A 19,896-nucleotide genomic window follows, 5' to 3' on the forward strand; every position below is an offset into this window, starting at 1 on the left:
CAGCTCGGCCTGCTGCGCCTCCAGCTCGGTGGCCTGCTCCTGCAGCGTCTCGGACTGGATCTCCAGCTCCATCGCCTGCTGCTCCAAGGCCTCGCGCGCCTCGGTGACCTCGCGGAAGAGGCGGGCGTTGTCGAGCGCGCGAGCGGAGCGGCGGGCCAGCTCCTCGGCCAGCTCCACGTCGTCGGGCGCGAAGGTGCGGCCGGAGTCGGCGTTCACCAGCGTCAGCGCCCCCAGCACGCGCTCGCCGCCCCGCAGCGGCAGCACCAGCGCGGCGCGCAGGCCCACGCTGCGCAGCAGGCGCAGGTGCTCCTCGTCCACCGCCCCCGCCACCAGCATCTCGTCGGGGATCGAGTCGTACCTCTCGGCCCGGCCGGTCCGCAGCACGGCGGGCACCCCGGTCGCGTCGTCCGCGTGGACGGGGTAGCGCTCCTGGAGCTGCCTGGCGAGGGCGACCTTGGCGGGGTCCTGGTGCGCCACTGCCACGCGGCGAATGGTGCCGTCGGCCTCCAGCACGTCCACCGCGCACCAGTCGGCCAGCATGGGCACGGCCAGGCGAGCCACGGCGGCCAGCGTGGCGGCGTGGTCCAGCGAGGAGTGCAGCGCCTGGCCTGCCTCGGCCAGGAAGCTGGCGCGGGCGCGCGCGGCCTCGGCGGCGCGGCGGGCCTCTTCCGCCTGCTCGAGCAGCCGCTCGCGCTCGCCCGCCTCACGCAGGCGGTCGGTCACGTCCAGCCCGGCGCACGTCACGCCAGCCAGCGCCCCCGCCGCGTCGCGCAGGGGCTCCACCGCCACGTCGAACACGCGGCTGCCGGGAACGAAGGGCAGCCGCAGCTCGCCGCGCGCGGGCCGGCCCGTGTCCAGCACGCGCCGCTTGAGGGCGTCGGCAACGCGGTCGCCGCCCAGGTCGGCCTCGGTCAGGCCGTTCACGCGCTCGTCCACCCGGCCCAGCGCGGGGTCGTACAGCCAGGTGTACCGCAGCTCCAGGTCCTGCTGGAAGACCACCGCGCCCGATGCGCGCAGGGCGGCCCGGAAGCGGTCCTCGCCCTGCCGCAGCGCCTCGTCGGCCTCCTTCGCCGCCGTCAGGTCCACGTGCACCAGCACCACGTGCGTGAGGGCGCCGTCCGCGCCGCGCACCGGGTAGAAGTGCCCCTGCGTCCACGTCGTTCGCCCCAGGCCCAGCGTGTGCGACATGTCGTAGCGCACGGGCGGCAGCACCACCGCCTCGCCCGCGAAGGCGCGGCGCACCTCCGGCAGCACGCCCAGGCCGTCCAGCTCCGGGTCGTCCAGCACGGTGTACTCCGCCGGCACGTCGCCTATGCTCGCGCCCCACAGCTTCGTGAACGCCGGGTTCACCCGCAGCGGGCGCCCGGCCGCGTCGTACACCACCGTGCTCAGCGGCGACTCGTCGAACAGCGCGCGCGCCAGCTCGCCCGAGGAGATGTCCGCCGCGTCACGCGGGGACGGGCGGCCCGGCGCGGCGGCGTCCGGCGCGCCGGACAGCGGATCGGGAGATGCGTGGCCGTCGTCCTGCGGGGCGGGATCTGCGGTCATCCGAAGGGGCGGTGCGGGGCGATGCCGTGGGCTGGGGCGGGCTCGGTACGGCTGCCGGTGCAATATACGGCTGGCCGCGCCGCCCGCGCACCTTGCTCGATGGCGCTCGGGGCCGGCGTGTTACGGCGGGCGCCGCGCGGGGAGCGGAGAGGGCGCACGTCCGCTCAGCGGCCGCGGGCGGACCGGAGCCCCGGCGCGATCTCGGTCGTGTGCTCCGCGAGCCGGAACGTGACCGCTTCCCCGCCTCCGCCCAGCCTGGCGAGCCGGACGAACATCTCCCGCGTGGCCTCCAGCTTGGCTTCCGAGAGCCGGTCGGAGGGCAGGCCGGTCTGGTCCAGCGTCGACCACTGCCACTCCAGCTCCTCCACGAGCCGCTCGCGCTGGTCCAGGACGCCGTTCGCCTTCAGCCGCGCCTCGTCGCGCCGGCGCATCCAGCGGTTCGCGAGCAGGGCGGCCGTGAACATCAGGTTGCACACGACCGCCGCGCCCAGCACCCGGCCGTAGCCGGGCACCAGCCTGTCCAGGTAGATGCAGAGCAGGCCTCCCGCGGAAGAGGCCCAGCCGGTCGCGACCCAGAACACCAGCCGCCGCTCGGACGCGTACGTCCAGCTGCTCCGGCTGCGGATCACCCGCTGGGTCACGGGCCTCAGTGCGATCATGGGACTGCTCACACGACAGGGTGGAATGTGCCGCGGCGTGACCACAGTAGATAAGATCGCGACACTTTCCATATTCCAGGCAACCACCGTGCCGAGCCCACTCGCCCGTCGCCCCAGGCGTTTCTTGCAGTTATCTGCCAAAGGACGGGAAGCGTATCCCGCCGTAAATGGAATTGTAGGATTGACTTGCAAAGATGCACAGATGTTGTCATCCGCGAGCTTCGCCGCACTGCGTTTCATGAGTGAAAAGTCTCCACCATCCACGCGTCAGGTGCATCGTGAAAACGTTCCGTTCGGTGTGTATCGAACGGCATGGACACATGCCACTCTTGACGGTGTGCTCGTGTCTCGGAACACGACGCCGTGCGACGATGGACGGGCGGGTGCGCGGCGGCCGAACTCTACCCGCTGTCCAGCTCCGAAAACGTGGACCCTCGATAAACGGTGACCACCTCGATCCGATTCCGCTCATCCCCTCCGCCTTCCTGTCCCGATCCGTCCGCCCTTCGTCTTCCGTGCATCCTGTACGTGGATGAGATGAAGGCGTAATCTCCTTGCAGTTGAAGGAATCGCACCCCTAACGAGGAGATCCAACCATGCTCCGGTCCGCCGACGTGCCGCTGTCCCAATCCGCCCTGCTGGTGATCGACGTGCAGGACTCGTTCAAGGTGGGCGCGCGCTGGGCCCGCCGGAGCAACGCGGCGTTCGAGGAGAACGTGTCGCTGCTGGTGGACGCGTACCGCGAGGCGGGGCTGCCCGTGATCTTCGTCCTCCACACGGACGGCGACGACCACTTCGCGCCGGACAGCCCGCACGTGAACCTGATGGACTTCCTGTCGCCGCGGGCGGGCGAGCCCACGATCCGAAAGGACACGCGCAACTGCTTCACCAGCACGAACCTGCAAGCCATGCTGCTGCACCGCGGCGTGCGGCGGCTGGCGATCACCGGCATCCAGACGGAGCAGTGCTGCGAGACCACGGCGCGCGTGGCCGCCGACCTGGGCTTTGCGGTGGACTTCGTGCTGGACGCCACGCTCACCTTCCCCATCCCCAACCTGGACGTGCCGGGCGAGGAGCTGGGCGTGGCGGAGATCGAGGAGCGAACGGCGTACGCGCTGCGCGGCCGGTTCGCGCGCATCGTGAGCGCGGCCGAGCTTGCGGGCGCGGTGCGCGAGGCGGCGCTGGAGCCGGCGCTCGCATGAGCCGCCGCGTCTTCTTCGCGCTCTTTCCCGGCGCCGAGATCCTGGACTTCGCGGGGCCCGTGCAGGCGCTGTGGGAGGCCGCATCGCTGGGCGCGGGCTACGAGGTGGCGTACTGCGGCGCCACGCCCGCGGTCCGCACGGCGCAGGGGCTGGAGATGTGCGGCCTGGAGCCGCTGCCGGACGTGCGGGACGACGACTGGGTGTTCGTGCCCGGCTTCCCCGTCATGCAGATGGGCCCGCCGCGCGAGCTGGTGGAGTGGCTGCGGGGCGTTGGGCAGACGCAGGCGCGCATCTGCTCGGTGTGCACGGGCACCTTCGCGCTGGGCGAGGCGGGGCTGCTGGACGGCCGCCGCTGCACCACGCACTGGAAGCGCGCGGCACTGCTCCAGCAGCGCTTCCCGCGCGCGCGGGTGCTGGACGACCGGCTGTTCGTGGAGGACGGGCGCCTGGTGAGCAGCGCCGGCATCGCCTCGGGCATCGACATGACGCTGGGGCTGGTGGAGCAGGACGCGGGCGCCGAGATCGCGGCCGGGGCGGCGCGAGAGATGGTGGTGTACATGCGCCGCGACGGCTCGCAGCCGCAGGAGAGCGTGTACCTGGAGTACCAGCGCCACCTGGACGCCGGCGTGCACCGCGTGCAGCAGTACCTCATCTCCAACCCCGCCTCGCGGGCCACGTTGGAGGAGCTGGCCGCCATCGCGTTCGTGAGCCCGCGGCACCTCACGCGCACCTTCCGCGGCGCCACGGGCATCTCGGTGGGCGAGTTCCGGCTGCGGCTGCGGCTGGAGCGTGCGCGGACGCTGGTGCAGCACTCGCGGCTCAAGCTGGACGCGGTGGCGGCGGAGTGCGGCTTCGCGGACGCACGCCAGCTTCGCCGCATCTGGACGCGCCACTTCGGCGTCCCGCCCAGTGCCTCGCGTACCGTCGCGGTGGAGGCCTGACCGGCGTTCCAACGGCAGCGCGTGCGGGAGATTCGCATCTCCGGAAACCCGAATCTCCCGAGATGCCCGTCGCGGCAGCCCCGCGGCGGCACGCGAGATGGGATGTAGGACGGAGACGGTGGATGCGTCGCGTCGCGGGAGCGTCGATGCTGATCCGGGCGGCGGCCGACACGCATGCGGACGCGGCGTGGCGGGAGGATTTCGCATCGGCCGAGACGCGGCGGTATCGGTCCGAACTCCGTCTGCCGCAGCGTGGTAGGTGCGATGGGACGGGGGAGGCGTTAGATTCGCGGCGGGCCGTTCATCCACCGAAAGACGGGAGATGACGGAGGCTGGCGTGGAATTCGCCGGTCTCGCCCGCCCCGCCCCACCGCGCGACCCCACTACCAGGATACCGATGCGGCTACGGAAGCAGGTTCAGCTCGGCGCGCTGTTCATCGCGGCGGTGGTGGGCTTCGCCGTGGTGGCGTTCGCGCTGGGCCGGATGAAGATGGGGCCGCCGCAGGCGCAGCTGCTGGGCATCTTCAACGAGGTGGGGCAGCTCAAGGTGGGCAACAACGTGGTGTACCGCGGGGTTCACGTGGGCAAGGTGACCGGGATCAGCTTCGCGCGCGGCGGCGGCGGCGTGCTGGTCACGATGGCGGTGCCCACCGGGATGAACATTCCCGTGGACGCGGCGGTGCAGAGCGAGCCCGAGTCGGTGATGGGGCCTTGGCAGGCGCAGATCATCTCGCAGTCGTGGTATCCCGACGCCGAGTACACGCGCACCCGCACCAAGGGCGTGCTGCCCGGCACCACGCTGCCCGACATCGCCAAGCTCACCGCCGCCGCGTCGGCCATGGCGGGCAGCGTCCAGACGATGTCGGCCAACGTGCAGGCCACCTTCACCGAGAAGGCCGCGGCCAAGATCCGCCAGCAGGTGGCCGACGCCGAGAAGACCAGCGACGACCTGAACCGCGCCCTCTCGGTGCGCACCCGCGCGGCCGGCGGCATGACGAACGGCGTGCTGGCGACCAGCGTCCGCATCCGCGCCATGAGCGACTCCATGAAGCTCACGGCGCTGGGCATGCGGGCGGCCCTGGCGTCAGGCAGCACGCGGCAGCTGGTGACCACGGCGCGCCAGGCCAGCGCGCGCATGGTGGCGCTCACCGAGGGCATCCGCGCGCGGGCGGCCAGCTTCCCCACGCCTGCCGGGTACGAGGCGAGGCTCGCCGCCATCCAGGCCCGGGCCGAGAGCGCCGGCCGCTCCGTCGAGGCGATGGGTCCGCGCGTGGACAGCGCGGGCGCCATGCTCCAGCGGGCGCGCACGGCCATGGTCTCGCTGGAGCAGGCGCTCCAGAAGATGGATTCCGGCCCGGCGGGCGCGAACGGCATGCTGTCCGACCCGTCGCAGTACGAGAACGCCCTGCGCGCCGCGATCACGCTCCGCCAGACGCTGGACGACATCCAGGCGCATCCGGAGAAGTACCTGGGCAAGAAGCTCTTCTGACCCGCGGGACGGGAGATGCGCGGAGGGCGGCCGGGAGCGATCCCGCCGCCCTTTTTCGCATCCCCCTGCGAAACGTCGTCCCCGGCCACATCCCGGCGGATGCGATGGATGGGCGATTGCGGCGAGCCAACGATTCCGCCGAATATCCGAACCGACGGGACTCACGCGGAGGCGCGGAGACCGCGGAGAACAACTCGCTCCTCCGCCGTTCTCCGCGTCCTCCGCGCCTCCGCGTGAGACGGGGTTCTGGCGGGGCCGCGCGGATCGGGCCGGAGCCTCGGGGGCTCGTCCAGCACTGGCGCGGGCTTCAAGTACGGGACGTGCAGTGGGCGCGGGGCGCGGCCGATCCGGCCGGGGCGAACCACGACCGCTGCGCGGGAGGCGCGAAGATGGACCCACGGATGACCGGCCCGGACGGCGAGGGCGACGAGACGGGGCGCAGGCCCGGCAAGCGCCCCATGCTGGCCGGCGTGGAGGTGCGCGAGGAGGACCTGGAGCCGCAGAAGGGCCTGCACCTCACGGCGGGGGTGGTGCGCGTGGCCTCCATCGTCGTGCTGCTGCTGGCCATCGGGCAGTTCGCGTACTGGTGGGCCAACCGCCCGCCGGAGAACGTGGGCCTGGGCCTGCTGGTGGGCGACACCATCCGCCTGGTCGTGTTCTCGGCGCTCCTGTGGGCCGCGGGCGACGTGGCGGCGCTGCTCATCAAGACGCACTACGACATCCGCGCGGCCCGCATCCTCCTGGCCCGCCAGACGTACATGATGCGCCACATGGGCCGGGCCACCGGCGACCTTCCCGAGCCGGAGCCGGACGGCCACCGCCGCGCCCAGGACGCGACCGCATAGCCGCCCCGCCGTGACGCCGCCGCCCGTGCCACGTCTCCCGCTCCGCAGCCCGCCGGGCGCGGCCGAGCCGGCGCGCCATCCACCGGCGCGGCGGCGTTCCGCGCTGCGGACGGCGATCCGCGCGTTGCCGCCGCTGCTGGCCCTGCTGCTGGTGGCGCCGGGCGCCACGCCGCAGCGCAACCCGTTCGCGGGGCGGCGGCTGTACGTGGACCCCGCCTCGCCCGCGGCGCGGCAGGCGGCAGCGTGGAACCGCTCGCGCCCGGCCGACGCGGCGCGCATGCGCGTGATCGCCGCGCAGCCGCAGGCGAAGTGGATGGGCGACTGGGCCCGCGACGTCCGCCGCGAGGTGGACGGCGTGGTGGGCGCGGCGGCGCGGCAGGGCGCGCTGCCCGTGCTGGTGGCGTACAACATCCCGCACCGGGACTGCGGCCTGTACTCGGCCGGCGGGGCGCGCGACGGCGACGGCTACCGCCGCTGGATCCGCGACTTCGCGGCGGGCATCAACCGACGGCCCGCCGTGGTGATCGTGGAGCCGGACGGGCTGCCCTCGCTGGACTGCCTGCCGCTGCGCCTGCAGGACGAGCGGTACGTGCTCCTGCGCGACGCGGTGCAGACGCTGAAGGCCGCGGGCGCCGCGGTGTACGTGGATGCGGGCAATGCCAACTGGCGCCGGCCGCCGGACATGGCGGGGCGCCTGCGCAAGGCGGGGATCGAGATGGCGGACGGGTTCAGCCTGAACGTATCCAACTTCCACGCCGTGCAGGTGAACGTGACGTACGGCGAGCAGCTGAGCCGGCTGGTGGGCGGCAAGCACTTCGTGGTGGACACCAGCCGCAACGGCCGCGGCAACGCGGTGGAGCGGCAGTGGTGCAACGCGCCGAACCAGGCCCTGGGCCGCGCCCCGACCACGCAGACCGGCAGCGCCCTGGCCGATGCGTTCCTGTGGGTGAAGACGCCCGGCCAGTCCGACGGCACCTGCAACGGCGGCCCCCGCGCCGGCGAGTGGTGGGCAGACTACGCGCTGGAGCTGAGCAAGGCCGCCGAAGCCATCGGAAGCATGCTGCCACACTGAGGATTCCGGGGATTCCTTGTCGCTTCGGGCGGTATGCAACCACCGCTATGGACTGCGGTCGTCCTGGCGGACGAGGCTCCGCGAACCTCGCCCTCCAACGCGTTTCGCTCGCATCCACCAGCGCGATCACTCGCGACCAACCACCCGCCAAGCACCAGCGCATCGGTCGACGCGATCTTCGTCCGAAGGACGACCGCAGTTCCCAGCCGGGCGTTTCCTACGCCCGGCGCGCAGCGGATGAGGCATGGGACAACCGCTGGGTGGCTATTGGCCACCTGAATGCTGTCGGCCAATCCGGTTGGGAAAGGCGGACGAAAGTAGATGTAAAGCGGCGGGGCCGGTCCTGGGTGGACCGGCCCCGCCGTGCATCTCCGGATGTGCCCTGCCCTACCGCGTGGGGATCGTGAAGCTCAGCGCAGTCCCGCGGCGCGACGGTGCGATCGCGACGGTGGGGTGCACCTCCTGGGCGCGCCAGCGGTCGGGGCCGTGGTGGAAGGCGCTGCCGAGAAGGCCGCCAACCACGCCACCCAGCAGCGTGCCGCCGATGGTGCTGCCCGCCCGCGCCGCCCCGCAGACGTACTCGCAGTCCTGGGCCCCGCTGGTCACGGCGAACATCGTCGCGCCGCCGGCCACCGCGCCCGCGACCGCGCCGCGCAGCAAGTAGCTGGGGCGGCCGCGGCTCACCTCCAGCCGCGTGACCTCCGCGCGCGAGACGCGGACGGGTGCGGCGAGGGCGCGCGACTCCAGCACCAGCGCGTCGCCGTGGACCTCCGCCACCTCGGCGACGGTGGCGGTGTCGCCCAGCGACGGCGCGACGATGCGGATGCGGTCGCCCACACGCAGGTCGCGGCCGGTCTGGGCGTGAGCGGGCGAGGCGGCGACCACCGCCGCGAGAAGGAGCACGAGCGAGCCGGAAATTCTGGACATGTCGGGAACGGATCTGCTGGGGCGATGCCCCCGTGGGACTGCGCCGGCACCGCTCAGGTCCGGGCGGGATCCGGCATTGAAGCGGCCGGCCAAGTAGCCGTCCGCGCCGGTACTATGCGCCGAACCCACACACCGAGTCAAGGGTTTCAGTGTCGCTAAATGAATGAACCGCATTCATTTAGGTGATGAATGCGGCTCATTTTTCCGGCGCGGAAACTTCAAGCTTCTAGCGCGCAATGGCTTCGGACGCGCGGTGGGCGGGCAGGTGCACGCCTTCTCGCCACGCCTGCCACAGGTGCGTGAGGAACTGCTTCTGGACCTTGCGCAGGGCGGCCAGGTGGCGCCGCTGGTCGGTCCAGCCGGGGCGGCCGGCCTGGAGCTCGGCGCGCTCGGCGGCGTAGACGCGGCGGTACGGGCCCTCTGCGTCCACGAACGCCAGGCCGATGCGGAAGCAGAGCTCCTTGGCGTCCGCGTCGTACGTGCACGGCTCGCCCTGGCGGGGCTTGGGCTGCGCCACGCGGATCTCGGCGTTGGCGGCGGCGCGCTCCAGCACGCCTTCGCACTGCGCGCGCGACACGAGCGCCACGTGCCCCGGGTCCACCCTCGCCGTCTCGGCCGCCGCCACCTCCAGCCCGCACGTGCGGCAGCGGTACGCCACGCCGCGCACCGTGGCCAGGCCGCAGTACGACCAGAAGTGCGAGGGCGTGGCGGCCTTCTCCAGCTCCAGCCGGCCCAGCAGGCGCGCGAAGAGCATGGGATCGGCGCCCTCCACCGTGCGCAGCCAGTGCCACGCGGGGTGCGCGGCCAGCGAAGCCAGCGCCTCGCGGCGGAGCTGCCCTTCCTCGATGGACATGTTCCGGTACACGCGGCCCAGGAAGGCGAGCGGCCCCAGCGGCTCGCCGTCGTCCACCAGGCGCAGCACGCAGTCGCCGCCGTCGGCAGCCTCCTCGACCTCCACCACGCGGCGGATGCGCACGCCGGTCTCCTCGCGCAGCCGCCGCACCTTCTCGAACGACTCCACCACCATGCCCAGCGACGCGGGCGTGCCGTCGCCCGGAGCGATGGAGCGGATGGGCGCGTCGTCCGGCTCGGCGGCGAGCGGGGTGCGGGCCGGGAAGGTGGGGGCCGCGTGGGCGCGCATGCGGGCGGCGATGGCGCGGGCGTTGGGCTTGAGGACTCGCATGGCTGTGCTCCGTGGCGTCGAATCGGGGTGACGGCGGTGGATCGGGTGCTGCGTGCTGCGGCCTGCGACTGCGCGATGAACGGACTGCTTGGATCGAGTGGATCTAAAGTCTCCTCCGCGACTTCTGCCGATTCCCGCTGTGATCGGTAGATGCGTATTGGGCGTCCTGCCTCAGCGCTCCGCCGTTCCCGCCACGCATCCGTCGGATGATCCGCGGACCTGCTTCGTTCGATTCCGAGCTGAATTGATATCGATCGATTTTCATCGTCCTGCGTCTAGCTCGCATCGCCTGCGAAACGTCGGATCGGCAGATGTGCATCTCACGACCTTCGTCATTCTTCACACATCTCCCGACGTCAGATCATCGTCCGCCGCACATCTCCCGAGACGTTTGGACCGGCGGCGGATGCGCATCTTCGCAGACGGCTGGGCGCCGGTGGATCCGCATCTCCCGGCCGTGCGTGCGCCGGGAGATGCGGGGGCTTTCGGGAGATGCGAGGCGGCCGCCCCGCATCTCCCGAACGTCCCGCCGTTCAGACGGCCCGCTGCGCCCGAGACGTCAGGCGTTGCGGTCGATGCAGCCCGTCTGCGCGTTGGGGTTGCCGCTCTCCTCGAACGGCACCGGCAGGTTCACGTCGGTCCCGTAGTTCTCGCCGTTGGCGGTGAACCCGGTGGGGAACACCTGGTCCTGCGTGCGCCCGTACTGGCGGATCAGGCGGCGCAGGTCGCTCAGGCGGGTGGCCGTGAGCCACAGCGAGAAGGCGCGCTCGCGGAAGAGCAGGTCCACCTTGCTGGCCGTGGTGGCGCCCGCGTCTGCCGCGGTGAGCGCCGGCAGCGTGGGGCTGAGCGCCGCCCGCGCCGCGTTCAGCTTGCCCACGAAGCCCGCCACGTCCGCCGGGTTGGCCTGCAGCGCCGCCTCGGCCTCGATGTAGCGCGCCTCGTAGCCCGACCCCAGCACCACGGGCGAGCCGCGGCCGGCGTACTTGAGCTGCTTGAAGTGCGGCCCGCCCAGCGCCGACGGCGACGCGCTGGCCGCCTGCGGGGTGCGCGAGTCGCCCGCGGTGCGGTACGGCAGGCCGCGGTGCACCGTGCCCTCCAGGTCGGCGGCGCTGAAGCGCTCCTCCTCGTTGACCAGCTGCTCCACGGCGTTGTAGGTGCCCTGCGTGGTGGCGTTGTAGTCCACCACGTAGCGGAAGCCAGACGGCACCAGCGCCGCCTCGGCCGCGGCGGCGGCGAACTGGCCGCGGTCCAGCAGCACCCTCGCCCTGCCCAGGTGCGACAGGGTCTTCTGCGCCGCGCTGCCGGTGAGGGCGAGCGAGGCGTCGAACTTGGCGAGGGCCGAGTCCAGCACCTCGGCCGTGGTAAGCGGGGCGCCGAACTGGATGGGCCCGCTCACCGGGATGGTGCTGAAGGGCACGCCCGAGCAGTAGTTCTCGGCCAGCATCAGCTCGGCGTAGCCCGCCACGTTCAGCAGCTCGGCGTGCTCGGCACTGCCGCTGCGGCTGGTGGAGGCGTACAGGTCGGCCGCGTTGTTCGCCTCGGCGCGGGCCTGCTGCAGCAGCGTGAACGAGAACAGGTTGCTGTTGTTCACGTCGTGGATGGCGCGCCGGTCGATCTCGCGCCGGTCGTCGAAGTTGTCGCTGCTGACGAACTCGTCGGCCAGCAGGCCCGTGGTCACGATCAGGCCCTGGTTGGCGTTCTGCACCCCGCCCAGCGCGGTGGCCAGGCGCGCCTTGGCCCCGGCGTAGGCGTTGATGAGGTTGAGGGTGTCGCGCGCCACGCCGGGCGTGACGGTGAACGGGTCCTTCACCTCGAGCGTCTTGTCGAGGTTGCAGGCGGCCAGCGGGAGCGCCAGGGCCAGCAGCCCCGCGGCCCGCCGGGGGAGGAGCCCGGGGCTCCTCCCTCCGCGATGTGGATGTCTGTGCATGTGTCTACCGCCTCTCGTGTGTATGTCGTGGCTCGTTCCAGATCCGCGCGGACCGTGTGAGCATCGGACGAAAGCTCATCCGCAACCCACGAGGGGTCACCCTCGGCCGATGCTCACGGTACGTCTACCGGATCCGGCTCAGAAGTTCACGTCGATGCGCGCGGTGATGGCGCGCGTCGGGGGCAGCGTGAAGTCGTCGGCGGTGTTGAAGTTGGACTGGCCGCCGTAGTTGACCTCGGGGTCGAAGCCCGTGTACTTGGTCCACGTGTGCAGGTTGCGCCCGGCCAGGGTGAAGCTGAGGCCCTGCGCCGGCAGGTGCAGCGAGCGGTTCAGCGACTGCGGGCTGGTGAGGCTCACCGACACCTCGCGCAGCTTCCAGAACGTCGCGTCCTCGTAGTAGCCCGCCGCCGTGCCGAAGAAGCGGCGCGCCTGGATGGCGGCCTGCTGCTCGAGCGTGGCCGCGCCGGGCACCTGGCGCACCTCGCTGAAGCCCAGCGTGTTGCTGGTCTCGCGGTTGATGGCGGTGAAGTTCAGCAGCTTCTGGCCGCCCTTGTAGTCCAGCAGGCCGCTGAGGCGGATGAACCTCGCCAGGCGCACGTCGGCGCTGAACGACGCCTCGCGCTTGGGGAACGGCGAGCCGAAGTACGTGCTGCCCGTCACCGGGTCGGTCTGCTGGTCGTTGGGCAGCAGCTGCACCTCGGACTGCTGGATCAGGCCGTCGTGGTTGGCGTCGCCGAAGGTGTACGCCGGCTGCCAGTAGCCGCCCAGCGCGAAGCCCACCTGGTGGCGCTGCGTGTTCGCGCCCAGCCCGAAGATGATGGGCGTGATGCTCGTGTCGCCGAACGTGAGCAGCTTGTTGCTGTTGGTGCTGTAGTTGACGTTGAAGTCCACGCCCACCCGGTCGCGCTTGATGGCCTCGGCCCGCAGCGCCAGCTCGGTGCCGATGTTCTGCACGCTGCCCAGGTTGAAGAACTGCGCGCCCGGCCCGCCCACCGACGGCGGCAGCGGACGGCTGATCAGCGCGTCGTGCGAGCGCTTGTCGTAGTGCGTGGCCTCCAGCGTGAGCCGGTCGTTCAGGAAGCCCAGGTCGGCCCCGAACTCGAACTCGCGGGTCACCTCGGGCCGCAGGTCCGGGTTGCCGGCGTTGCTCACCACGAAGCCCGGCACCACGTTCGTGCCCAGGGCCGAGTTGACGGTGGCGTACGTGCGCACGGCGCTCAGCCGGCCGGGACGCAGGCCCGACTTGCCGTAGGCCGCGCGCAGGCGGAGGTTGCTGATGGCGTCGATCTTCGGGAAGAACGGCTCCTCGTTGACCACCCACGAGGCCGTGAGCGACGGGTACGTCACGAAGCCGATGTTCTGGCCGAACGCGCTGTTCTGGTCGCCGCGCAGGCCGGCCGTCACGAACAGGCGGTCGTTGAGCGCCAGCTGCTCGGTCGCGTAGGCGCCGAAGAGCTTGTTGGGCGCCACGCCCTCGGCCACGCTGCCGGGCACCAGCGCGTTGCGGGTGCCGGGGGCGATCACCTCGGCCTCGCCGTAGGTGAAGTTGTAGTCGCTGGTCGTGTACTGGACGCCGCCCGACGTGGTGGAGATCAGGCTGCCCGTGAGGCCCTTGGTGGCCGTGGCGCCCAGGTTGGAGGTGAAGGTGTTGGTGTTGTCGCGAAGCTGCTCGCGGAAGCCGTCCACGAAGGCGCCCACGGTGCCGGGGGCTACGAAGCTGCCCTCGAAGCGGTTGCTCACGTCCACGCCCACGGTGCCGTTGACCGACAGCCAGCCCAGGGGACGGAAGTCGGCGTTGGCGCTGCCGGTGAAGCGGTTCAGCTGCTCGCGGTTCTCCCAGGCGATGAGGCTGAACGCCGTGGTGGGCGGACGGTAGCCGCCGCCGCGCGCGATGTTGCCCGGCGAGGGATCACCGAGCAGGCCGTTGAGCACGGGCCCGGACGCGCTGTTGTCGGCCTGCGGCAGCTCGATGTTGCTCTGCACGAAGCCGGTGTTGGCGGTCAGGCGCAGCTTGGAGCCTACCTGGCCGGTGAGGTTCGCGCGCACGTTGGTGCGCGAGATGTGGTTGGGGTGCTGCACGCCCACGCCGTGCTCGTTCTCGCCGGACACGAAGTACGTGGCGTTCTCGCTGCCGCCGCTCACGCTGGCGCCCAGGTTGGTCACGTTCCCCGTCTGGAAGGGCGTCAGCGAGCTGCGCAGCGGGTTGAAGCTGTACAGCGAGTCCACCGCCACGCAGGTGCCCGCCGCCCGCGCCGCGAAGTCGCAGTTGCGGTTCTTCGCGCCGCTGGTCGTGTGGCCGATGGCGCGGAAGTTCGCCGGGATGGTCGCCGTCTGCTTCTGCGTGCCGAACTCCGTGTGGGCACGCACCGTGGGATGCCCCGCGCGGCCGCGCTTGGTCGTGACCTGGATCACGCCGTTCGCCGCGGCCGTCCCGTACAGCGCCGCGGCCGCCGGGCCCTTCAGGACCTCGACGTTCTCGATGTCCTCGGGGTTGATGTCCTCGAAGCGCGACGTGCTCTGCCCGCCGGTGAAGAGGCCGGACGAGTTGGACTCGTTGTCCACGCGCACGCCGTCGATGATGAGCAGCGGGTCGTTGGCCAGCGACACCGAGTTGTTGCCGCGGATGCGGATGCGGGCGCCGGCGCCGAGCTGGCCGGAGCTGGGGAGCACGACCACGCCCGGGGCGCGGCCCTGCACCAGCTGGCTGAAGCTCTGCACCGCCGCCATCTCCACGTTCGCGGTGGACACCGTCGCCACCGAGTTGCCCAGCTCGCGGCGGCGGGCGGCCTCGCCGCTCGCCTGCACGACCAGCACGTCGAGGCCGATGGTGCTGCTGGCGAGCTCGAAGTTTGCCGTCGCCGTCTGCCCCGCGGCCACGGCCACGGCGCGGCTGCCGCCGGAGTAGCCCAGGCGCGCCACGCGCACCTCGGCACGGCCCGCGGGCACGCCGCGGATGGTGTACAGCCCGTCCGGCCCGGTACGCCCCTGCAGCGCGGTCCCGGCCACGATCACCTGCACGTTCGCCAGCGGCTGCTTGCTGGCGGCGTCGCTCACGCGGCCCGTCACGGTGCCGCCCGCCTGCGCCGCGAGCTGCACCGGCGCCAGCAGCGCCAGCGCGAGCGCGCACAACCAACCAGTCGTCTTCCTCATGTGGTCTCCCTGGGTTCAGTTCCGGCTCTTGTGCCGGGCCGGCGGGTGGCCGGCCGCGGCAGCGTTCCAACGGGGCACGATGGGTGGCGCCTCCATGTGATCGGTTCGCGCGGTGGTCCGCCGTTCGGCGCGGCGGGCGAGACGCTGCGCATCTCCGCGCTCCGGGACCGGAGCGGGGCGTTCTCGCTGCATGGGATCTAATCGCTCCCGCGCGCCAGCCATATCACGAGGGGACGAACCGCAGCACCGCGGGGCGAACCGCACGAACGCGGGACGAACGGCGGACGCTTTCGGAGCGGATTAGCAGGGTTTCGGGGGTGCGCGGTCGGGAACGGAAGGAGGAGATGCGGAGCGGTGAGGTGGTCGAGGCGGAGGGGGGCCCCCTCCCCCAGCCCCTCCCCCAAAACTGCCTGGGGGAGGGTAGCTATCTCACGGTGGAAGCGAGGTTTGCGTGTTTTCGGGCAGCCTTCGAAGCAGGTGCTTACCACCAGCCCGCGATCAAGCCAAAGCGCGCGCTAAACCTTTCCGCCACAAGCAGTTCTCCCCTCTTCCGCTTGCGGGGGAGGGGCCGGGGGAGGGGGCACCCCTTTCCGCCGCGACACGGCCCCGGAAACGAACGACCCTCCCCCGGCGCGGTGCCGGAGGAGGGCCGTCAAACTTCCTGGAGTGACGCTGTTTCGTCGATCAGTTCCAGGGCTTGAGGACGACCTTGATGCAGCCGTCCTTCTTGTCGCGGAAGGTCTTGTACATCTCCGGGGCCTTCTCGATGGGCACCGTATGCGTGACCACGAACGACGGGTCGATCTCGCCGGTCTCCACGCGCTTGAGCAGCGGCTCCAGGTAACGCTGCACGTGGGTCTGGCCCATCTTGAAGGTCAGGCCCTTGTTCATGGCGGCGCCCAGCGGGAACTTGTCGACCATGCCCACGTAAACGCCGGGTATGGAGACGGTGCCGCCCTTGCGGCACACCATGATGCACTCGCGGATCACGTGCGCGCGGTCGGTCTCCATCATCAGCGCCGTCTTGACCTTGTCGTAGACCGCGTCCACGCTGCCCGCGCCGTGCGCCTCGCAGCCCACCGCGTCGATGCAGCGGTCCGGCCCGCGCCCGCCCGTCATCTCCAGAAGCCGCGCCGACACGGACTCGTTCGCGGCGTCGATGATCTCCGCGCGGCCGTGCGTGCGCGCCATCTGCAGCCGCTCGGGGACGCGGTCGATGGCGATCACGCGGCCGGCGCCCAGCATCCATGCGCTCTGGATGGTGAACTGGCCCACGGGCCCGCATCCCCAGACCGCCACCGTGTCGCCCGGCTCGATCTGGGCGTTCTCCGCCGCCATGTAGCCGGTGGGGAAGATGTCGGAGAGGAAGAGGACCTGCTCGTCTGCCAGGTCCGATTCCACGCGCAGCGGGCCCACGTCGGCGAAGGGCACGCGCAGGTACTGCGCCTGGCCGCCCGCGAAGCCGCCCAGCATGTGCGAGTAGCCGAACAGGCCCGCGGGCGAGTGCCCCATCATCCCCGCGGCGATCTCGGGGTTGCGGTTGGAGCGGTCGCACAGCGAATACAGCGTCTTCTCGCAGAACCAGCAGGTGCCGCACGAGATGGTGAACGGCACCACCACGCGGTCGCCCTTCTTCAGCCGCTTCACGTCGCGGCCCACCTCCTCCACGATGCCCATGGGCTCGTGGCCCACGATGTCGCCCGCCTCCATGGTGGGCACGAAGCCGTCGTACAGGTGCAGGTCCGAGCCGCAGATGGCGGTGGAGGTGATGCGGACGATCGCGTCGGTCTGGTCCACGATGGACGGGTCCGGCACGTTGTCGCACCGCATGTCTTCCTTGCCGTGCCAGCAGATTGCCTTCATCCCACATCCCCCAGGTCCGTAGGTTCCGGGGCCGCGCACCGACGCGCCGCGCCTTCCGCGGCGGCCGCGTGCCCCGCCGCGCTCAGTGCTGCTTGCCGCCGGAGAGCTGCCGCGCGCAGATCACGTCCAGCAGCGTGACGCCCGCCACGGCGGCGATGGCGCCGGCCACGTTGCCGCGCTTGTCGTTGTCGTCGAGCGCCGCAGCCAGCGTCGCCAGGTCCAGCGCGTCGCCCGCCACCCGCGCCCACAGCCACCCGGCCGGCTTGCGGCCGGAGAGGATGCCCACGCCCGCGGCCAGCTCGCGCAGCCCGTAGAAGCGGATCAAGCTCTCCTTGCCCTCCATCCCCAGCGCCTCGCAGAGCTGGTCCGGCGCCAGCACCTCGGCCAGCCCCAGGCCGATGCTGAACCACCCCAGGCCACGCGCCAGCGTCTCGCCGTCGTCGATGCGGCGGTCGGTGCCCACGTCCCAGCCCGGCCGCGGCGCGGGGTTGGGGATGCCCGTGGGCAGGCCGGGCCTGTAAGCCGCGGGCCGTGCGTCCGTCGTAGCTTGCATGCCGCCTCCTTCACCGTTCTGATCCGGTCGACGCCGGCCCCTTCGCCGGCCTCAGGAACGCCGTCCGGGTTAGCACGGCGGGGACCCCGAGGGTAGCAAGAGGCCCTTCCCATCCACGGGCTGTTACGCGCCAAAACGGCGTATCGGCAACGGGTTGACGACGACGGAACGTCCGTGCGCGGCACGGAGCGGAACCTGCGATCATACAAGGCGCTCGGGAGATGCGCGGCGGCGGCACGTCTCCGCCCTCGCATCTCCCGGCCGCCCGCCCCCCCCGCATCTCCGCGGATGCGCGGCAGTCCGAGGCAAGGTCCACCCGCCCCCGGTCGTCATGCGCGGAGGACGCCGATGCGCGAAATCCCAAGCCTCGGTCGGATGGCCGAGACTTGGGCAGGGAACCGATGAAGCCGCGTCGATGACTGCGCAAAATCCCCATCGAGGACTACGGCAGATGCTGGTCGAGGGATGCTGCTACTCGCGCCCCGGCCTCCGCGTCATGCGGAAGGTGCCGGAGGCTGCGGCGCCGCGGCCGGACGCATGCCACCAGCGGCGGGCGATGGAGTCGCCCGCGAGGTGGCCGGCGGCGGTGAGGCCCGCCGCGTCGCCGTCGGGCTGGAACGCGAGCTCGGCGGAGTCGCGCGTGACCAGCGCGACCGCGATCTCGGGCACGCGGCCCGCCACGCGCGGATCGAAGCCGAACGGGGAGAAGTCCGCCGCGAAGGTGCCGTAGTCCGCCGGGGCGGCGGAGAGGCCTGCCGCGCCGCGCAGCCAGCGGTTCTCCAGCAGCACCACGTCCGCCGCGACCGTGCGGGGCCGCGCATCTCCCGATTGCCCCGCCGCCCCGTCGAGCGTGAAGGTGGCGCGCCACCGCCCCGCCAGCACGTGGGCGGTGCGGCCGTCGCGCTCGTCCACGCTGCCGGAGCAGCCGGCGCCCGCCAGCAACGCGAGGGCGAGCACCGGCCCCGCAATCCGCAACGTCATGGCGTTCCTCCGTTTGCCTGGGCGTCGCACCCGCCGCGGTGAGGTCGCGGCCCGGCGCGCAGGCCCGTGCCCTGCGGCCTCGTTCCGACGCGCTACATCGCCTGGCCGCCGTTCATCGCCCGGATGGGGAGCATCATGGTGTTGATGCCCTCGAACTGGAGGCGGCGCTGGAGCTGGTCGGCCGTGTTGTTGTGCAGGATGCGGTAGAACCAGCCCTCGCGCAGGAAGATCAGCTTGCCCATGAAGAACAGCGAGCGCGGATATTCCCGGGCGATGGCGCGGCACAGCGTCTCTGCCGCGGCCACGGCCTCGGTGCCCATCTCCATGCGCGAGCCGGCGCGCAGGCCCAGCTTGCGCGCCAGCTCCACGTACCGCGCGAGCGACTCCGCCGTGCGCTCGCGGATGCGGTCCACCTCGTCCACGCCCTTCATTGCCGCCGCGTCCACCACGCCCACCGAGACGAAGACGAAGTTCTCGAAGTGGTTGGGGAAGAGCCGCTGCACGGACAGCAGCGCGTGGATTCCCAGCCCGCCGTAGCCGCCCACCAGCATCACCGCGGTCGGCTTCCCGGGGTCCAGCGGCGCCGGGTCCGGCGCGTCCGCCGCGGGCAGGCTGCTCATCACGTCGTCGAGCTGCCGGAAGCCCTCGCGCACGCGGTCGTAGTGGCGCCGGACGGCGAGGCAGACGGCGACCAGCGCGCCGGTGACCGCCACCGTCACCCATCCCCCCAGCTCGAACTTCTCGTACAGCACGCCCGCCAAGATGCCGGAGCAGAGGGCGAACGCCAGCAGGTGGATGCCCAGCCCGCGCTTGCGCCCTTCGCGGCCCTTCTCGCGGATCCAGTATCGCACCATCCCCGCCTGCGAGAGGCTGAAGGTGACGAAGACGTTGATGGAGTACATCGTCACCAGCGTGGTGATGTCGCCGCGCGTGTAGAAGAGCGTGGCGAGCGCGGCGCCGCCCATCAGCAGCACGCCGTCCTGCGCGGTGAGCCGGTCGCTGAGCTGCGCGAACCGGTGCGGCATCCAGCTGTCGATGGCCATGTTGCTCATCACCCGCGGCCCGTCGATGAAGCCCGCCTGCGCGGCCACGAAGAGCAGCGCCGCCTCCATCGCCAGCGTGAACGCCACGAAGCCGTGCCCCAGGCCGCCCCAGCGCGCCGTGAATCGCTCCAGCAGCACCGCGTTCATCGTCTTCCCGGGCTCCGGCCGCACGTGGAAGAGCAGGTACAGCAGCAGGATGCCTCCCGCCGTGGCCGCGAGCGAAACCGCCATGAGCAGCATCGTTCGCGTGGCCGTCTTCACCTTCGGCTCGCGCATGATCTGCAGGCCGTTGGAGACCGCCTCGATGCCCGTGTACGTGCCGGCGCCCATGGAGTACGCGCGGACGAAGACGGCGAAGAGGCCCAGCGCGCCCAGCGTCCCCAGGCCGTGGCGGAAGCCGGCCGTGACCTCGTGCGCGACGCGGGGCACCTCGCCAGCGTGCGTCGCCAGGCCGCCGGCGATGAGGACGGCATGCGTAACGAGGAAGAGCGCGAAGATGGGCGCGAGCACGGA

Annotated in this window: 15 protein-coding genes; 5 read left to right on the forward strand and 10 right to left on the reverse strand. The window is 71.7% G+C overall.

Going from position 1 to position 19,896, the window contains the following annotated elements; translation table 11 throughout:
• The coding region (locus tag VFE05_04300) for a GAF domain-containing protein (GenBank protein ID HET6229277.1) at window positions 1-1,548 on the reverse strand (1,548 nt) is incomplete at its 3' end.
• A gap of 164 nt (window positions 1,549-1,712) precedes the next feature.
• Window positions 1,713-2,207 carry a hypothetical protein gene (locus VFE05_04305; protein HET6229278.1) on the reverse strand — a complete coding sequence of 165 codons (495 nt, stop codon included), beginning with the start codon at window positions 2,205-2,207 and terminating at the stop codon, window positions 1,713-1,715.
• A gap of 596 nt (window positions 2,208-2,803) precedes the next feature.
• On the opposite strand from VFE05_04305, the gene VFE05_04310 reads away from it, so the two are divergent.
• The 5 genes from VFE05_04310 to VFE05_04330 all read left to right on the forward strand — a co-directional run bounded on the left by VFE05_04310 (window position 2,804) and on the right by VFE05_04330 (window position 7,756).
• A complete protein-coding gene (locus tag VFE05_04310) occupies window positions 2,804-3,409 on the forward strand; it encodes an isochorismatase family protein (protein ID HET6229279.1) in 606 nt (201 codons plus the stop codon).
• The gene (locus VFE05_04315; protein HET6229280.1) at window positions 3,406-4,350 is read left to right on the forward strand and encodes a helix-turn-helix domain-containing protein; all 945 of its coding nucleotides are present in this window, start codon (window positions 3,406-3,408) and stop codon (window positions 4,348-4,350) included. Before VFE05_04310 ends, VFE05_04315 begins: the two co-directional genes overlap by 4 nt.
• Before the next feature lie 397 nt (window positions 4,351-4,747).
• Window positions 4,748-5,839 (forward strand): MlaD family protein, encoded by a 1,092-nt coding sequence (locus VFE05_04320; GenBank protein HET6229281.1) that lies wholly within the window; start codon window positions 4,748-4,750, stop codon window positions 5,837-5,839.
• A gap of 389 nt (window positions 5,840-6,228) precedes the next feature.
• Window positions 6,229-6,684 (forward strand): hypothetical protein, encoded by a 456-nt coding sequence (locus VFE05_04325; protein ID HET6229282.1) that lies wholly within the window; start codon window positions 6,229-6,231, stop codon window positions 6,682-6,684.
• 25 nt (window positions 6,685-6,709) lie between these two features.
• On the forward strand, window positions 6,710-7,756 hold the full coding sequence (locus tag VFE05_04330) for a glycoside hydrolase family 6 protein (GenBank protein HET6229283.1): 1,047 nt from the start codon (window positions 6,710-6,712) through the stop codon (window positions 7,754-7,756).
• A 387-nt stretch (window positions 7,757-8,143) separates the two neighbouring features.
• Here VFE05_04330 and VFE05_04335 read toward each other — a convergent pair whose 3' ends face one another.
• The 8 genes from VFE05_04335 to VFE05_04370 all read right to left on the reverse strand — a co-directional run.
• Window positions 8,144-8,683 (reverse strand): hypothetical protein, encoded by a 540-nt coding sequence (locus VFE05_04335; protein ID HET6229284.1) that lies wholly within the window; start codon window positions 8,681-8,683, stop codon window positions 8,144-8,146.
• A 226-nt stretch (window positions 8,684-8,909) separates the two neighbouring features.
• Entirely contained in the window at window positions 8,910-9,866 is a 957-nt protein-coding gene (locus VFE05_04340; GenBank protein ID HET6229285.1) for a hypothetical protein, read from the reverse strand.
• 559 nt (window positions 9,867-10,425) lie between these two features.
• Window positions 10,426-11,793 (reverse strand): hypothetical protein, encoded by a 1,368-nt coding sequence (locus VFE05_04345; protein ID HET6229286.1) that lies wholly within the window; start codon window positions 11,791-11,793, stop codon window positions 10,426-10,428.
• Window positions 11,794-11,931: 138 nt separating this feature from the next.
• Window positions 11,932-14,943 (reverse strand): SusC/RagA family TonB-linked outer membrane protein, encoded by a 3,012-nt coding sequence (locus VFE05_04350; GenBank protein ID HET6229287.1) that lies wholly within the window; start codon window positions 14,941-14,943, stop codon window positions 11,932-11,934.
• Between the two features lie 684 nt (window positions 14,944-15,627).
• Entirely contained in the window at window positions 15,628-16,806 is a 1,179-nt protein-coding gene (locus VFE05_04355) for a zinc-dependent alcohol dehydrogenase (GenBank protein ID HET6229288.1), read from the reverse strand.
• A gap of 82 nt (window positions 16,807-16,888) precedes the next feature.
• The gene (locus tag VFE05_04360; GenBank protein ID HET6229289.1) at window positions 16,889-17,359 is read right to left on the reverse strand and encodes a hypothetical protein; all 471 of its coding nucleotides are present in this window, start codon (window positions 17,357-17,359) and stop codon (window positions 16,889-16,891) included.
• 471 nt (window positions 17,360-17,830) lie between these two features.
• The gene (locus VFE05_04365; protein ID HET6229290.1) at window positions 17,831-18,340 is read right to left on the reverse strand and encodes a hypothetical protein; all 510 of its coding nucleotides are present in this window, start codon (window positions 18,338-18,340) and stop codon (window positions 17,831-17,833) included.
• A gap of 92 nt (window positions 18,341-18,432) precedes the next feature.
• The coding region (locus VFE05_04370) for an amino acid permease (protein ID HET6229291.1) at window positions 18,433-19,896 on the reverse strand (1,464 nt) is incomplete at its 5' end.

Source organism: Longimicrobiaceae bacterium (genome assembly GCA_035696245.1).
Classification (GTDB): Bacteria; Gemmatimonadota; Gemmatimonadetes; order Longimicrobiales; family Longimicrobiaceae; genus DASRQW01.